The sequence below is a fragment of the Micromonospora ureilytica genome (genome assembly GCF_015751765.1).
Taxonomy (GTDB): Bacteria; Actinomycetota; Actinomycetes; order Mycobacteriales; family Micromonosporaceae; genus Micromonospora; species Micromonospora ureilytica.
On sequence record NZ_JADOTX010000001.1, the window covers coordinates 2,015,055 to 2,030,569 of the forward strand.

Consider the following 15,515-nt stretch of genomic DNA (forward strand, 5'->3'; position numbering starts at 1 on the left):
GCCAGTTGTGGACCTTGGAAGGTAAGGGCCCCTGGGAGGGCCGGAATCTTCCAAGATCTCGGCAGGGGCGGTGTGGGTCGGAGGGTTCGCTGGGGAGGTTTGCTCGTCGATTCGGGGTAGTTCTCTCGGGTCAGCGGCTGTGGCGTCGTCCCGCGCCGGTCCGGTCGCCGTGAGCCGTCGGGATGGCGGGCGCAGACGCCAACCGTCCGACAGCACGCCCGACGGACGTCGGTCCCCACCAGTAGTGAGGGGCGCCTCGGCGGTCATCGCGACGTCGGAGGTGTCACTGCTGCCCCGTGGCCCGACACCGCTGACCCCCTGGCTGCCGGACGAGTCGGCCGCGCTCGACACGTGCTCCGACCTCCCGGTTGGACCCGTCGAGTGCGATCCGTGCGGCCTTCCGTCCTCGCTCACCGCCTCCGGCCCGTGGACGCCGTACGCCTCGACCACCGTTGGGTTGTCACCCGCCGTGCCACGCAGGGCGGACGCTGGGCGGCCACGCCCATCGGAGTGCGCGGCCAGGTCAGGCCCGCTCATGCTGGTCGCGCGGCCGGACCCACTACCCGTGTCTGGGGCACGACGACCCACTGTGCCGGGGGCACGGCGACCCACTGTGCCGGGGGCACGGCGACCCACCGAGTCGGCGGGGAGTCCGGCACCCTCCCCGACGGGCCGAGGTGCTCGGGAAACCGCGGTCCACCGGCCCGGCCCGTCCCGGTCGACCCGGTCGCCGAAGCCGGATCCATCGGCGGGGTCATCGCGCCCCTCCATCGGTTCCGCGGCGGGTGGGTCGAGGTCCAGGTCGTGCAGCAGGCCCGGCGCGTGGGCGGCGACCAGGTCCAGCCAGTGCTGCGGAGGCTCCCCGAAACGACGCGGTGTCGGCACGGGGGTCTCCGACGGCGGCGGAGGGTGTCCGGCGGGCTCGACCCGACCGGCGAGGCGCTGCACCGCCCCGGCCGCCGCGCGCAGCCGGCCGGCCAGCCAGCTACGCGGGCGTCGGCGCGGTGGCACCGCCGGTCTCCAGCTCCAGGCCCTCGTAGCGCAGGGTCAGCGAGGCGATGGCGATCTCGTGGCTGAGCGTGTTGAGGTGCATCCCGCGCCACCGGGTGGGCCAGCAGTCGATCAGGTTCCAGCGCAGCACCTCGGCGGTCCCGACCGAGTCCAGCAGCACCACGGAGACGTTGCGGCGGTTGAGCGTGCCCTGGGCGGTGGCGTTCACCCAGTCCCACAACTCGCGGGAGGCGGTTATGCCGAAGTGCAGCGTCACCGGCTCGTACTCGGCCTGACCGGGCACCATCCGCATCCGACCCAGGCCGTGCTCCCGGTACGGCTGCCCGGGGATGTTCACCTCCAACCCGGTCATCTCGGTGAAGTGGCCGTTGGTGACGCCGTTGATGAGCAGCCGGAAGTTGTAAGCCCGGTACGGGTCGACCGGGGCGCCGGGCTGCGGGGTGGCGGTGGTGGGCATGTCAGCCTCCGATCGTCTCGGTCTCGGTGCCGCCGGCCCACTGGCTCAGCTTGAACACCACGAATTCGGCGGGCTTGACGACAGCGATGCCGATGTGGGCGATCACCATGCCCGCGTCGCGCACGTCCGGCGGGTTGGTCTCCTCGTCGCACTTGACGAAGAACGCCTCCTCCGGGCTGCGCCCCAACAGCGCGCCGTCGCGCCACACCCGGGTGAGGAAGGCCCCGATGTCGCGCCGGATCGAACGCCAGAGGGTGAAGTCGTTGGGCTCGAACACCATCCACCGGGTGCCGTTGGCGATGGCCTGCTCGATGGCGATGCTGAGACGTCGGACGTTGAGGTAGCGCCACTCGCTGGCCTCGGCGGCGAGCGTACGGGCGCCCCAGACGCGGATGCCCTCGCCGGCGAAGTAGCGGATCACGTTGACGCCCTTGGGGTTGAGCACGTCGTGTTCCGGTCGGGTGACGAGGTAGCCCAGGTCGACGGCGCCGCGCACCGGCTCGTTGGCCGGGGCCTTGTGCACCCCGCGCAGGGCATCGGTGCGGGCCCAGATGCCGGCCAGGTGCCCGCTCGGCGGGGTGAGTTCCAACTCGCCGCTGATCGGGTCGCGTACCCGCAGCCACGGGTAGTAGAACGCGCCGAACTCGGACTGTCGCGGCCGGTAGGCAGCCCCCTCGTGGCCGCCGGAGCCGCCCGGCTGGGCCGGGCCGCCGCCGGTACCACCGGCCGCGCCGCCGCCCGTACCCTCGGCGGGCTTGGGGGGTTTTCCGGAGGACGGCGTGGCGACCCGGGTCAACGCGGAGATGTCGTCGATGTCCGGTGCCGGGTCGCAGATCGCCACCATGGTGCGGGTGCGCTCGGCCATGCTGAGCAGCGCCTCGTGCGACACCACGTCGTGGAAGCCGGGCGCGGCGATGATGGAGATCTCGTCGACGGCCTCCAGCAGTTGCAGACCGCCGCGCCGCTGCCCGGTGCCGGTGATCGCGCCACCCTCGCCGACGTTGACCACCCAGCAGCGGGCGCCTCCGTTGTCCAGGAAGCCGAAGACCGCGCGGGCCAGCGGGGTGCTCTCCACCCGCTCCCCACCGGCGAAGAGCCGCAGGAACTCCGTCCAGTTGTTGACCGGCACCGCCTTGCCCAGGTGGGCGGAGCGGTCCGGGGCGACGCCGACGAAGGCGGCGATGCTGGTGCTCGCCGGCCCGATCGGTCGGGCGCCGCTGGGGACCTCCTCGACATAGATGCCGGGGGAGAAGTAACTGGGCATCGGTCCTCCTGTGCCTGTGGGTGTCAGTGGGTCGGTGGCGCGCAGACGATGACGATGTCGTCCTCGGCCGGGTCGACGTCGGCGGTGAGGACGAGCCCGCGGCCGGTCAGCCGCAGCCGGACCGGGCTCGGGTGCTCGGGGTCGTGCGGGACGCCGACGATCAGGAATCGGCCCTCGGGGTCGGTGCGGGTGGCGGACCCGGTGCCGGGAAGCTCGACCCGCATCGCGGCCAGTGGCTGGTCCTGGGGGCCGACCACCCGCCCACTGAGGCTGCGCACGTCGAGTTGCCGCAGCCGCAGTGGTTGCAGCACCGGCGGCGCGGCCGGAGTCGGGTGGTCCACCTGCGTCGCCACGTCGATCAGCAGCGCCGGTCGGGGCGCCGTACCGAACGCCGTCCACAGTGGCGCGTCACCGGCCTCCAGCACGACCGGATACCTGCCGTCGCTCGTCGCGGCGGTCAACACCCGGTCCAGCCGGGGCAACCCGGCCGGCCCGGTCACACAGAGCAGGTGGCGGACCGTGAACCGGTACGGTTCGCGGACCGCGCCGCTGGAGCGGGTCTGCCGGGCCGAGCGCAGCTCCATCGGCCAGAGGGTGAGCCCGTCGGCGTCGTCGCAGGCACGGGGCGGGCCGACCGGGACGGGTTCCCCCGCCGCGCCGGTCACCCAGGCGACCAGCTCGGCGGTGGCGGTCTCGATCGGTCCGCGCCCGTGGGTGCTCATCGCGGTGGCGTCCCCTGGATCCGGTACGCGATGGCCTCGTTCCACACGTGCGGGTAGACGCCGATCTCGAAGTACCTGGTGAAACGGTTGATCGGCGCGTTGGTGTGGTCGTGGTAGAGCAGCCACACCGGCGCGATGGTGAACAGGACGTAGTTGGCCAGCACCAACGGGATGTAGAGCGGCCCGAGCAGGCGACCCTGGAAGATGTGCACGTCCTCGTGCCGCTGGATGCCCGAGCTGGAGCCGGCGCAGACGGTGCCGATGGTGGTGGCGTACCTGGTCGAGACCCCCTCCACCACGCTGACCCGACCGCTGCCCAGCGACGTCGGCCGGTCCAGCGAGTGCCCGAAGATCAGGTGCACGGTCAGGTAGATGGCGCCGACGACAGTGTTGAGCAGACTCCAGGTGTGGTCGACGACGAAGAGGAAGATGCCGCGGGCGTCCGAGGCGTACACCCCGGCGGAGGCCACCGACCAGCCGAAGACCGCGCCGATCACCAGGCCCACGACGGCGCCGATCAGCAGCCCGACCGGGCCACCGGCGAGGAAACCGAGCAGGGCGCCGAAGCCGACCTGGATGGCCGTGCTGAGAATTCCGAAGACCATGACGACACCCCTCAGACCCAGGAACGGAAGACTCGGGGCTCGCGACCGCTCGCGACCTGGGTCGGCGTCGCCTGTCGGTTGCCGGGCGGGAACTGGTTGACGCCGAGCGCGGCGGAGAAGATGACAAGCGCGTTGAAGAACGCGATGAACCACTTCTCGCCGCCGGCGTCGTCGGCGAACGCCGCTGTCACGTAGGACAGCAGCAGCGCGATGGCGATGGCGATCCACTTGCGGAGCTTGTCGCCGCTCGGGCCGATCAGCCCGCCGATGACGTTGGTGGCCAGCAGGGTGGCGGCGCTCGCGCCGGCGATGGTCCCCAGGGCTGCCCAGGTGAAGAGATCGTTCATGACGATCCCCCTTTTCTGCGATGGTGCGACCGGGATGTGGTGGTGGTGAGGTCCGGCGCCCCCTCGGGGAGCACCGGGGCCGGTCGCCGTCGTGTCCGAGGCGGCCGGGGCCGGGCGTGGCCGGCTGAGCCGGCCACCAGATGGATCAGCCGGGCCCCGGGGCGCCGGCGGGCGGGCCCGGCGGCGGGGTCGGACCGGGCGCGGCCGGCGCCGCGGGGTGACGGCGACGCACCAGGAGTACGCCCACCGCGGCGAGCAGCAGCAGAAGGAGGACACCGCCGACGGCCAGCAACCAGGGGAACCCGCCGTCGTCCTCCTCGCCGACGGCAACCGGCGAGGTGGACGGTCGAGGCGGCGCCTCGGCCACGGCCCGCAGCTCGGTCGGCTTCTCCTGGTTGGGATCGACCTTCCAACTGACCGAACGGCCGTTGACGGTGCCATTGCTGTCGAACACCCGGCCGGGAAATGTCACCGAGATCTCGAACGACATGAGCTTGAGGAACGCCTGTTGATTTTGCGGATTCTGCTCCGCAACCTTTCCGCCATATTTCTTGGGGTCGAGCGGCAGCGTGAAGCGGTACAGGTCGCCGTCCCGAACCAGTTTCACGCTCTCGGTGTCGAAACCGGCCAGCGGCGCCTTGCGGTAACTGATCTGCGAGCCGTAGAAAGTGTCGTCCTGGTAAAGGGTTTCCTCGCCGGCCGGTAGGGCGGGGATGTTCTGCCGCAACTCCGCGAAGGCGACCGGGAGGTTCTTGTTACGCTGGCTCAGCACCGACTTCTGGGCCGTCAGCAGGAGCTGCCCGTCGACCGTGTCGTCGGCGTTGATGGTCAACCCCATGTTGAGTTGCATGCAGCCGCTCAACGCGGCGAGAAGAAGGAGACACACCGCGACGCGGAGTGCCCTACCGCGGTTGACTCTCCTGTTCATGGGCTCAGTGTGTGTGATCGCTTTCATTATCAGCAGTCAGCGATCAGTCACAATGAAGTCGCCGATTGTACCGGCGCACTGTCGCCTTTGATTAGCTCCGACGACGACCCGAAAGACTATTCTGGAGCTTTGGGGCGGCTGCTGTTGCAACTGCTTGCCCGCGACGCTCTCAGCCCGCTGGCGGTCGCCAGTCCGCGTAGCGGGCCATGCTGCGCAGGGCGACCCGGCCCGGGGTGAGCCGCAACGCGATGTTCCGCATCGCGAAGGCAATCGGGTTGTGCAGTTGCTGTCCGAGCCGACCGGCGACGTAGGAGGCACGGGCAACGGACTGACTGCGTGGTCGACGCTGCTCGTCGTACGCGGCCAGGGCGGCGGGCACTCCCTCGGCGCCGCCGGCGCAGACCGCGCCGAGCACCACCGCGTCCTCGATCGCCTGCCCGGCACCCTGCCCGAGGTTGGGCGTCATCGGGTGGGCGGCGTCGCCGAGCAGCGCCACCCGCCCCCGCACGTACGAGGGCAGCGGCGCAGCCAGGTAGTGGATGTCGTTACGCAGGACGGCTTCGGGCGGGGTCGCCGCGAGAAGCGCCGGGATGGGGTCGTGCCAGCCGCCGAAGTGCTCCCGCACGGCCGCCAGTTCGTCGGGGGCGTGGCCGCCGGGCGGGGCGTTCACCGCGCCGTACCAGTAGAGCTGACCGTCACCGATCGGCACCATGCCGAACTCGGCTCCCGGGCCCCAGGTGATCGCGGCCGGGATCGGGTCCGGAAACGCGATGGCCGCCCGCCACGTCGTCGATCCGGCGTACACCGGGCCGGGGTGTTGCGGCCAGAGCTGGGCGCGGACCCGGCTGCGCAGGCCGTCGGCGCCGACCACCAGATCGGCGGTGAGGGTGTGCGGGCCGTCGGGCCCCTGGTAGCGCACCTCAGCGTGGTCCGGGCCGGACTCGACGTGCTCCACCGTGGCGTTGGTGTGCAGGGACGACGCGGGCAGGGCCTCGCGCAGGGTGCGGTGCAGCGTGGCCCGGTGTACGCCGAGCGCCGTGGTGCCCAGCTGCCGGATCATCTCGGAGGCGTCCACCCGGGACAGCCACCGCCCGTGCCGGTTGCGCATTCCACCGGGTGCCTCGCCGTGTCCACCCCTGCGTAGGGCCGGGCCGAGGCCGAGGGCGTCCAACGCGCGCACCGCGTTGGCCATCAGGCTCAGACCGGCGCCGACCTCGCGCAGCTCGGGGGCGCGCTCCAGCACGGTGACCCGCCATCCGTGCCGGTGCAGGGCGAGCGCCGCGCTCAACCCGCCGATGCCGCCGCCCACCACCACCGCGTGTGAGTCGTCCACGTCGGTCCTCCTTCTACAGCTGTAGAAGGAGGATACTACCTGCGGACCCACTGAAGGAGAACTGCCATGACGGCGCGGGCGAACCGGATCGCGACGCTGACCGACGCGGCCATCGAACTGATCGCCGACGGTGGCATGCGAGCCCTGACCCACCGGGCGGTCGACAGCCGCGCCGAAGTGCCGCCGGGCACCACCTCCGCGTACCTGCGGACCCGTCAGGCGCTGATCGAGGCGGTGGTGGGACGACTCGCCGACCGGGACCGGGCCGACCTGGCCGCGTACGACCTACCGACCGGCCCGCCACCCCCGACCCCCGCTCCCCGGCTGGACGGCGACGACCTCGACGCGCTCGCCGCCGGCGTCGCCGAGGTGCTCGACCGCTGGTTGAGCACCGGACGCAGCCGGAGCCTCGCCCGCTACGCCTGCCTGCTGGAGGCGGTGCACCGGCCCGAGCTGCGCGGCATCCTGCAACACGGCACCGGTCTGCGGGTACAGGCCCGGGACCTGCTGACCCGGGCCGGGGCGACCGACCCCGATCGGCAGGGAGACCAGTTCGTCGCGTTCGTGGACGGGTTGCTCTTCGACCGGCTGGCCGGTGCCGGCGCGCTCAGCGCCCCGCAGCCCGGCACCGCGGCCAGCCGCGCCGACCTGAGCGCCGCCGTCCGTACGCTGCTGCGCGCCCTCACCGGAAGCTGACCCGACCGGCGCTGGTCGTCGAGTTGGTAACCGGCCCTGGCGCTGCGCGGCCTGGCGGCGCGGGGGTCCGGCGGCGGGCCGGTCTGGCGGCGGGTGGGTCTGGCGGCCCACGGGCCCGTCGCTGCGCTGGCGCCCCTGGCGGGGGCGCGAAGCAGCCCGGTGATCAGGTCAGACGCGTGATGGGAGACGATCGCCTTGGGACGCCGTGGGCCGCCGTCGTGGTGCCGTGGTCGGGCCCTTTGGAGCTGACTCGTTTACGACATCGAGCCTGATTCGTCTACGGCATCAGCTCCAAAGGGAGAGCGGACGACATGCTGCGGTAGGTCGCCGCCCCGGCACCGCGAGCCGGTGGCGTGGTGTCGTGAGCTGACCGCCTGGTGGCGGAGTGGTCGTGCGGTGTGGTGCCGGGGTCGGCTGTGTGGGTGGCGCGGTGCCGGGGCCGGCGGTGTGGGTGGTGGGGTGATGGCGCGGTGCGGTGTGGTGGCGGGTCGGCGGTGTGGCGGTGGACCGGGGCACGGCAGGTCGGCTGGCACGGGTAGGAGAGGGTGGGGGGTAGGAAGTGGTGCGGTTCAGCGGCCTGCGGACGGCCGGCGGGCGGTTGCGGCACGGTTGGCGGCCGGTGCTGGAGGCGACCGTCGCGGCGACCGTGGCCTGGCTGCTGGCCACCCGGATGCTCGGGCACCCGCAGCCGTTCTTCGCGCCGGCCGCCGCGCTGATCGTCCTCGGTCAGGCCCGGGGGCAGCGCATCCGCCGAGCAGTCGAGGTCGTTCTCGGGGTCGCCGCCGGGGTGCTCGTCGCGGACCTGGTGGTACAGGCGCTCGGCCCGGGCAGCACCTGGACGGTCTTCACCGTCATCCTGCTCACCGTCCTCCTCGCGGTGGCCTTCGGCGCCACCGGCGTGACGCTGGTGCAGGCGGCCGTTTCCGCGCTCTACCTGGTGGTGGTCGCACCGCCGGACGGGTCGTTGGTGCCGTTCCGCTTCGTCGACGCGCTGGTCGGCGGCGCGGTCGCGCTCGCGGCCAGCCTCCTGGTCGACGCCCGGCATCCGCTGGCTCCGCTTGTCGCCGAGGTGCGACGGACCTTCGACGAGTTGGCCGGGCTGCTCGGTGTGATCGCCGACGCGCTGGACGACCGTGACGAACCGGCGGCGGTCGCCGCACTGAGGCAGGCCCGGGGGATGGACGGCCGGGTGGACGGGCTGCGCGACGGGGTCCTGGCCGCCGGTGAGGCGCTGCGGCTCAACGTCCGTCGACGTCAGCACATCGGTCGGCTGCGCTCGGTGGACGAGTCGATCCGCCAGATCGACTACGCGGTCCGCAACGTCCGAGTGCTGGCCCGTGCGGGCGTGACCCTCAGCCGGCTGCACACCCCGGCCCCGGCGGAGCTGGGCGCCGCCCTGCGGTCACTGGCCGAGGCGGTCCGTGCGGCCGGTGCCGCTCTCGCCGCCGACCTGAACGGGCAGGAGGAGGCCGCCGACCAGCACGCTGCCCGGGCCGACGAGTCGGCGTTGGCCGCCGTGCACGCCGCCGGGCAGCTCTTCGGCTCCACGCAGACCCTCCCCCTAGCGATGATCATCGGTCAGGTCCGGGCCACGGCCATCGACCTGCTGCGCGGCGTCAACCCGGAGGACGACGCCGCCGTCCTCGCCCGCGTCGACGACGCCCTCGGCCTCCCCCCGGTCTGACGCCCGCACCGATCAGCAGCGGCTCCCGCGCCCCCAGCCCGGGGGCGGGGCTGGTTACGTGGTGAGCCAGGTGGTGGCGGAGTCGCGGATCGGGGCGGGGATGTCGTGGCCGCCGGGGAACTCCTCGTAGGTCACGTCGTAACCGAGGTCATGCAGGTGGGGGACGAGGCGGCGGCTGCACACGTCGATGGGCAGCACCCGGTCGTCGACGCCGTGTGAGACGAAGACCCGTGGCCGGCCGTGGGTGACCGGCGGCGCGGCGAAACCGGGGGAGAAGGCCAGCACCGCGTCGAACAGATCCCCGTTCGCCAGGCCCAGCGACAGCGCGTACGAAGCGCCGTCGGAGAAGCCGCCGACCGCGACGTCGGACACCGGGTAGGTGTCGAAGACGGCCCTCAGCAGCCCGTCGATTCGCCCCACGTCCGCCCCGAAGCCGCCGGCGATCAGGTCCCAACTGGCTGCCGACGAGTCCGGGGCGACCAGCAGCAGGTGCTGCGCGTCCGCGACGGGCAACAGCAGGTCCAGTCCCTGTCGCGCCGAGCCGCCCGCACCGTGCAGGAGCAGCACCAACCGGTACGCCGAACCGTCGGTCGCCGGCTCCGGGACGTACCCCAGGGCCAGCCGGTCCCCGTCGGGGCCGGTCATCGGCACGAGCCCGGTGCGGCCCGGTGCCACCGGCGGGTGGCGGCGGGCGGTCAACCGGCCGTCCCGGGGGCTCGGCGGCGACTCCCAGTGCGACGGCGCGGAGTCGGACACGAGTGGGCGCTCCTCGCGGTGGACGGAAGGGTCCGACGCGGTTACCCGGCCCGTGCGGGGTTAACCGTCGACGTTCTCGGCTGAGCGTCGACTCAGGCGCTGGCCCGAGCCACCAGGGCGGACGGGAAGAGGGTCACCGGAGCAGCCGGGCGCCCGTCCAGCAGGGCGGTGGCCGCGGCGACGGCGATCCGCCCCACCGGATGACTCGCCGTGGTCAGCGCCGGGGCGGTCATCCCGGCCAACGGGATGTCGTCGAAGCCGGCCACCGCGACGTCGCCGGGCACCCGCGCACCGGCGTCCCGCAGGCCCGCGATCACCCCGAGCGCGGTGTCGTCGCTGATCGCGTAGATCGCGTCGATGTCCGGCCAGCGGCGCAGCGCCTCGCCGGCCGCCGTCCGACCCCGCGGCGCCCGGAAGTCCCCTGGCAGTATCCGCTCCGGTAGTCCGGCCTCGGCCATGAGTCGGCGGTACGTCTGCACGGGGCGTTGCGCGCAGGGCAGCCACCGGGGGCCGGTCACCATGGCGATCCGGCGGCGACCCGAGGCGTACAGGTGGCGCAGCACCGCTTCGGAGCCGGCGGCGTTGTCGACGTCGAACGACGGCACCGTCGCTGAGCCGACGCCGATCGAGACCACCCGCCCGCGCAGCGACCGCGGCACCGCCTCCAGCAGCTCCTCGGTGGTGTTGACCAGGATCACCCCGCACACGCTGCGGTCCCCGTCGAGCTGGTCGAGGCTGCGGGGGTCGCCGAACGGCAGCCAGTGCAGCGCCACCCCGACACCGGCGGGCGTGCACACCCGGGCGGCCGAGCCCACCACCTGGTGCACGTACGGGTCGTCCAGCACCGCGGCGCTGGTGCCCAGAACGGCCACGACCAGGCGTACGCCGCCGCCGCGGACCAACGCCCGGGCGGCCGGGTTGGGCACGTAGCCGAGCTGGTCGACGGCCGCCGTGACCAGTTCCCGAGCGGTCGGCGAGGCGAACCCCGTGCCGGCGATCACCCGCGACGCCGTGGACCGGGACACGCCGGCGACCCGGGCCACGTCCTCGAGAGTGGCCGGCCGGTGTGCCGCTGTCGTCATCGTCGCCTCCCGCGGCGGCCCGTCCGGTCGGACCAACGCCTGCTCACATCATGCCCCTCCCGAACCAGCAGCGGTAAGGGGCGGTTGCCGCTTGTGGTGGTAGCGCTCTCAGGTGTGCGATCGTGCGAGGAGATCACCCCGAGAAAGAGGACCCACCCTCGTGAGCGCCCCCACCAGTCGACCCGTGACCCCGGACATCGCCTCGCCAACCCTGCGGACGGTGCGGCTCGCCCGCAACGGCGTCGCTGTCACCTTCACCCTCAACGGGCTGGCCGTCGGCAGCTGGTTCTCCCGCGTCCCGGCGGTCCGTGAGGCGTTGGACCTCTCCGCCGGCCGACTCGGGTTGCTGCTGCTGGCGATGAGCGTCGGCGCGCTGCTCGCCATGCCCACCTCCGGCCTGCTCGCCCAGCGATTCGGCGCGGCCCGCACCGTCACGATGGCCACCGTGCTGGTCGCGGTCGGTCTGACCGTGGCGGGGCTGGGCGCCACGACAACCGGGTCGTTCGCCGTCGTCGCCGTGGGGTTGGTCGCGCTCGGCTACGGCTCCGGCGCCTGCGACGTGGCGATGAACATCGAGGGCGCGGCGGTGGAACGGCGGCTGGGTCGTACGATCATGCCCCGTTTCCACGCGGGGTGGAGCCTCGGTTCGGTGGCCGGAGCGGTGCTCGGCGCCGGGGCGGCCCGGTTCGACGTGTCGGTCGGCGCGCATCTCGTCGCGGTGGCGGTGGTGGTGTTGGCCGGCACCGCGCTCGCCGCCCGGACGTTCCTGCCCGTGGGCAGCGATCACACCGGTGATCCGGCGGACGCCACCCCGGCTGCCCGCCGCCGGGCGCAACTCGCCGCCTGGCGGGAGCCGCGCACCCTGCTGATCGGCTTGTTCGTGCTGGTGGCGGCGTTCACCGAAGGCGCGGCCAACGACTGGCTGGCCGTCGCGTTCATCGACGGACGGGATCTGAGCGAAGCCGCCGGCGCGGCGGTCTTCGCTGTCTTCGTGGTGGGCATGACCGTCGGGCGTACCGCCGGCACGGTCGCGCTGGACCGGTGGGGTCGGGTGCCGGTGCTCAGCGGCACCATCGGCCTCGCCGTGGTCGGAGCCGGCCTGGCCGTGCTGGCCGGCTCCGGACCGGTGGCCATCATCGGCGTCGCGCTGTGGGGCCTCGGTGCGTCGCTGGGCTTCCCGGTCGGGATGAGCGCGGCGGCCGACGACGAGGCGCACTCGGCGGTGCGGGTGAGCGTGGTCGCGGTGATCGGCTACACAGCGTTCCTCGGTGGCCCGCCGTTGCTGGGGCTGATCGGCGACGAGGTCGGCACCCTGCGCGCACTGCTGGTGGTGCCGCTGCTGCTGCTGCCGACCCTGCTGCTGGTGCCCGTGCTGCGCCCGCCGACCCAGCCCCGTTGACCTCCCACCCCGCTGCCGCTCAGGCCCGCACGACGTGTACGACAATCTCGTGGCCGTCGCCCACGGTGCCGGAGAAACCCTCCGACAACGCGTCCACGATCGTCAGCTGGAGCGCGAGGGTCTCGTGCGCGATGAGCTTCTGATGCGTGGAGATTGCCGCCGCGACGTCGGCGGGCGCGGCGATCGCCACCGTGATCCGGTCGGAGACCTCGAAGTCGGCTTCGCGGCGGGCCTGCTGAACGATGCGGACGACGTCGCGTGCGACGCCCTCGGCCGCCAGCTCGGGGGTGATCTCGGTGTCCAACGCGATCGTCGCCCCGCGCTGGGACTCCACGACCCAACCGGTGCGCGGCACCTCCGTGATCAGGATGTCGTCGAGGCCCACCTCGACCTGCGCGCCGTCGACCGACAGCGGGTACGTCCCGTTCGCCCGAACGCCGTCGACCAACTCCCGGGCGGCCACGCCGGCGATGGCCTTCGCGACGTGCTGGGTGCGGTTGCCGAACCGGCGGCCCAGGGTCCGGAAGTTCGCTTTGACCTGCACGTCGATGATCCCGCTCTGGGGATCGAGCGGTTCGAGGACCTTGACGTTCAACTCGTCGCCGATGTCGTCCAGCAACGCCTGCGGGAGAACGGTGCCGGCGGGCAGCCCCACGAGCGCCCGGCTCAACGGCTGACGGATCCGCAGACTGCTCGTCTTACGCGCGGACCGGCCCGCCTCAGCCAACGCCCGCGCCGTGGCCACCTGGGCCGACAGCTCCGTGCTGATCAGTGTGGTGTCGGGTGTGGGCCAGGTGGCCAGGTGCACCGACTCCGGGGCCGACGCGGCTCCCCGCCGGACGACCTGCTGCCACACCTCCTCCGTGACGAAGGGAATGAACGGCGCGAGCAGCCGTGTGAGGATGTCGAGGCACTCGTACAGGGTGGTGAGCGCGTCGGGGTCGCCCTCCCAGAAACGCTGCCGCGACCGCCGCACGTACCAGTTCGACAGGTCGTCGATGAAGTCGGCGAGCAGTCGGCCGGCGCGCGCCGTGTCGTAGTTCTGCAAACGTTCGTCCACGGCGGCCGCGAGGGCGTGGACCTCGCCGACGATCCAGCGGTCCAACACCTGTCGCTGGGCGACCGGCTGCGCCAGGTGCGGCGCCCACGTCGTGTTCGCCGCGTAGAGGGAGAAGAACGCCGCGGTGTTCCAGTAGGTCATCAAGACCTTGCGGACGATCTCGTCGAGTGGGCCGGGCCCGATCCGGCGCGGCGACCACGGTGAGCCGGAGCAGGCCATGAACCAGCGCACGGCGTCGGCGCCGTGCGTGTCCATCAACGGGATCGGCAGCAGGATGTTGCCCAGGTGTTTGCTCATCTTGCGGCCGTCCTCGGCCAGGATGTGCCCGAGGCAGACGACGTTCTCGTACGGGGACCTGTCGAAGACCAGCGTGCCCACCGCCATCAGCGTGTAGAACCACCCGCGGGTCTGATCGATGGCCTCGCAGATGTACTGGGCCGGGTAGGTGCGCTCGAAGATTTCCTTGCTACCCGGCACGTGGGGGTAGCCCAACGACGCGAACGGCATCGCGCCGGAGTCGTACCAGGCGTCGATCACCTCGGGGACCCGGGTGGCGGTCAAGCCGCAGTCCGGGCAGGCGAAGGTGATGTCGTCGACGTACGGGCGGTGCGGATCCAGCTCGGACAGATCGGCGCCGGCCAGCTCGCCGAGCTCGGTGCGGGAACCGACGGCTGTCACGTGGTTGTCCGGGCACCGCCACAGCGGCAGCGGCGTACCCCAGTACCGGGAGCGGGACACCGCCCAGTCGATGTTGTTCTTCAGCCAGTCGCCGTACCGGCCGTGTTTGATGTGCTCCGGGAACCAGTTGGTGTTCTCGTTCTCCCGGGTCAGCTCGTCGCGGACCTCGGTGGTCCGGATGTACCAGGACGGCTGCGCGTAGTACATCAGCGGGGTGTGGCACCGCCAGCAATGCGGGTAGGGGTGCTCGAACGGCTCATGCCGGAACAACCGACCAGACTCCCTGAGACGGTCGATGAGCAACGCGTCGGCGTCCTTGAAGAACACGCCGCCGACCAGGTCGATGCCGTCGTTGAACCGCCCGTTCGGGGCGACCGGGTTCACCAGTGGCAACCCGTACGCGCGGCAGACGGCGAGGTCGTCCGCGCCGAAGGCCGGCGCCTGGTGCACCAGGCCGGTGCCGTCCTCGGTCGTGACGTACTCCGCGAGGACCACCCGGTGCGCGTCCGGGATGTCCACCAGGTCGAACGGTCGCTCGTACCGCAAACCCTCCAGGGCCGACCCCGGTACGGTCGCCAGGATCTCCGCCTCGTCGCCGAGTACCCGCCGGGTCAGCGGTTCGGCGACGACGAACGTGCCCCGCTCGGTGCGGGCGACCGTGTACGTCACGCTGGGGTGTACGGCGACGGCGGTGTTGGACACCAGGGTCCACGGGGTGGTGGTCCAGATCAGCAGGTCGACACCGCTGTGTCCGGCTACTTCCCCGCGCACCGGAAACCGCACGTACACGGAGGGGTCGACGACCGTCTCGTACCCCTGCGCCACCTCGTGGTCGGACAGGGTCGTGCCGTCGCGGGTGCAGTACGGCGCGACCCGGAAATCCTCCACCAGGCGCCCGCCGTCGTGGATCTGCTTCAGTGACCACCAGACGCTGTCCACGTACTCCGGGGACATCGTCTCGTACGGATGCTCCAGGTCGATCCAATACCCCATACGTTCGCTGAGTTCGACGAACTCGTCGACGTGCCGAAGCACCGAGGTGCGGCACAGGGCGTTGAACTCCGCGATGCCCATTCTCTCGATGTCGGGCTTGCCGCCGAGCCCCAGCTCCTTCTCGACCGCGAGTTCGACCGGCAGGCCGTGACAGTCCCAGCCGGCACGGCGGGGCACCGAGAAGCCGCGCATCGTCCGGTAGCGGGGGAAGAGGTCCTTGAAGACCCTCGCCTCGATGTGGTGGGTGCCCGGCGTGCCGTTGGCGGTCGGCGGTCCCTCGTAGAACACCCACGACGGGCCGTCGGCGGTCTGCTCCAGACTCCGGTTGAACACGTTGTTGGCCTGCCACCACTCGATGACCGTGCGGTCCAGCGCACCAAAGTCGATCTTGGTGGGCAGTGGCACGAATGGCGACTTCGATGGACCGTCCGGCACCGACGTTCTCCCTACACTTCACATCCGCTGCGCGGGCATCAGCTCACTGCCCACGCGGGGACGAA

13 protein-coding genes are annotated in these 15,515 nt (G+C 72.0%); 3 read left to right on the forward strand and 10 right to left on the reverse strand.

From position 1 onward, the window contains the following. Positions 1 to 985 precede the first annotated feature (985 nt). From IW248_RS08830 to IW248_RS08860, 7 genes are all read right to left on the reverse strand, one after another. Positions 986 to 1,468, reverse strand: coding sequence for a phage tail protein (locus tag IW248_RS08830; protein WP_124815287.1), 483 nt, complete (start codon positions 1,466 to 1,468; stop codon positions 986 to 988). Between the two features lies 1 nt (position 1,469). Continuing rightward, positions 1,470 to 2,732, reverse strand: coding sequence for a phage tail sheath family protein (locus IW248_RS08835; protein WP_196926537.1), 1,263 nt, complete (start codon positions 2,730 to 2,732; stop codon positions 1,470 to 1,472). Positions 2,733 to 2,755: 23 nt separating this feature from the next. Continuing rightward, a complete protein-coding gene (locus tag IW248_RS08840; protein WP_196926538.1) occupies positions 2,756 to 3,454 on the reverse strand; it encodes a carboxypeptidase-like regulatory domain-containing protein in 699 nt (232 codons plus the stop codon). Next, on the reverse strand, positions 3,451 to 4,059 hold the full coding sequence (locus IW248_RS08845) for a glycine zipper family protein (RefSeq protein ID WP_196926539.1): 609 nt from the start codon (positions 4,057 to 4,059) through the stop codon (positions 3,451 to 3,453). The genes IW248_RS08840 and IW248_RS08845 overlap by 4 nt, the downstream gene beginning before the upstream one ends. A gap of 11 nt (positions 4,060 to 4,070) precedes the next feature. Beyond that, positions 4,071 to 4,406: a hypothetical protein gene (locus IW248_RS08850; protein WP_124815279.1), complete on the reverse strand. Its 336-nt coding sequence runs from the start codon at positions 4,404 to 4,406 to the stop codon at positions 4,071 to 4,073. Between the two features lie 145 nt (positions 4,407 to 4,551). Then, entirely contained in the window at positions 4,552 to 5,334 is a 783-nt protein-coding gene (locus IW248_RS08855; RefSeq protein WP_196926540.1) for an LppM family (lipo)protein, read from the reverse strand. A gap of 169 nt (positions 5,335 to 5,503) precedes the next feature. Then, positions 5,504 to 6,667: an FAD-dependent oxidoreductase gene (locus IW248_RS08860; RefSeq protein ID WP_196926541.1), complete on the reverse strand. Its 1,164-nt coding sequence runs from the start codon at positions 6,665 to 6,667 to the stop codon at positions 5,504 to 5,506. A 66-nt stretch (positions 6,668 to 6,733) separates the two neighbouring features. Between IW248_RS08860 and IW248_RS08865 the strand changes: the two genes are divergently transcribed. Beyond that, the gene (locus IW248_RS08865; RefSeq protein ID WP_196926542.1) at positions 6,734 to 7,363 is read left to right on the forward strand and encodes a TetR/AcrR family transcriptional regulator; all 630 of its coding nucleotides are present in this window, start codon (positions 6,734 to 6,736) and stop codon (positions 7,361 to 7,363) included. 559 nt (positions 7,364 to 7,922) lie between these two features. Next, a complete protein-coding gene (locus IW248_RS08870; protein ID WP_196926543.1) occupies positions 7,923 to 9,047 on the forward strand; it encodes an FUSC family protein in 1,125 nt (374 codons plus the stop codon). 54 nt (positions 9,048 to 9,101) lie between these two features. Here the strand turns inward: IW248_RS08870 and IW248_RS08875 are convergent, their stop codons facing one another. Next, positions 9,102 to 9,803 carry an alpha/beta hydrolase gene (locus tag IW248_RS08875; RefSeq protein ID WP_196926544.1) on the reverse strand — a complete coding sequence of 234 codons (702 nt, stop codon included), beginning with the start codon at positions 9,801 to 9,803 and terminating at the stop codon, positions 9,102 to 9,104. A gap of 92 nt (positions 9,804 to 9,895) precedes the next feature. Next, the gene (locus IW248_RS08880) at positions 9,896 to 10,885 is read right to left on the reverse strand and encodes a LacI family DNA-binding transcriptional regulator (protein ID WP_196926545.1); all 990 of its coding nucleotides are present in this window, start codon (positions 10,883 to 10,885) and stop codon (positions 9,896 to 9,898) included. Positions 10,886 to 11,045: 160 nt separating this feature from the next. On the opposite strand from IW248_RS08880, the gene IW248_RS08885 reads away from it, so the two are divergent. Next, positions 11,046 to 12,284, forward strand: coding sequence for an MFS transporter (locus IW248_RS08885; RefSeq protein WP_196926546.1), 1,239 nt, complete (start codon positions 11,046 to 11,048; stop codon positions 12,282 to 12,284). Between the two features lie 19 nt (positions 12,285 to 12,303). On the opposite strand, the gene ileS is transcribed toward IW248_RS08885, so the two are convergent. Then, entirely contained in the window at positions 12,304 to 15,450 is a 3,147-nt protein-coding gene (gene ileS / locus IW248_RS08890; protein WP_196926547.1) for an isoleucine--tRNA ligase, read from the reverse strand. Between the last annotated feature and the right edge of the window lie 65 nt (positions 15,451 to 15,515).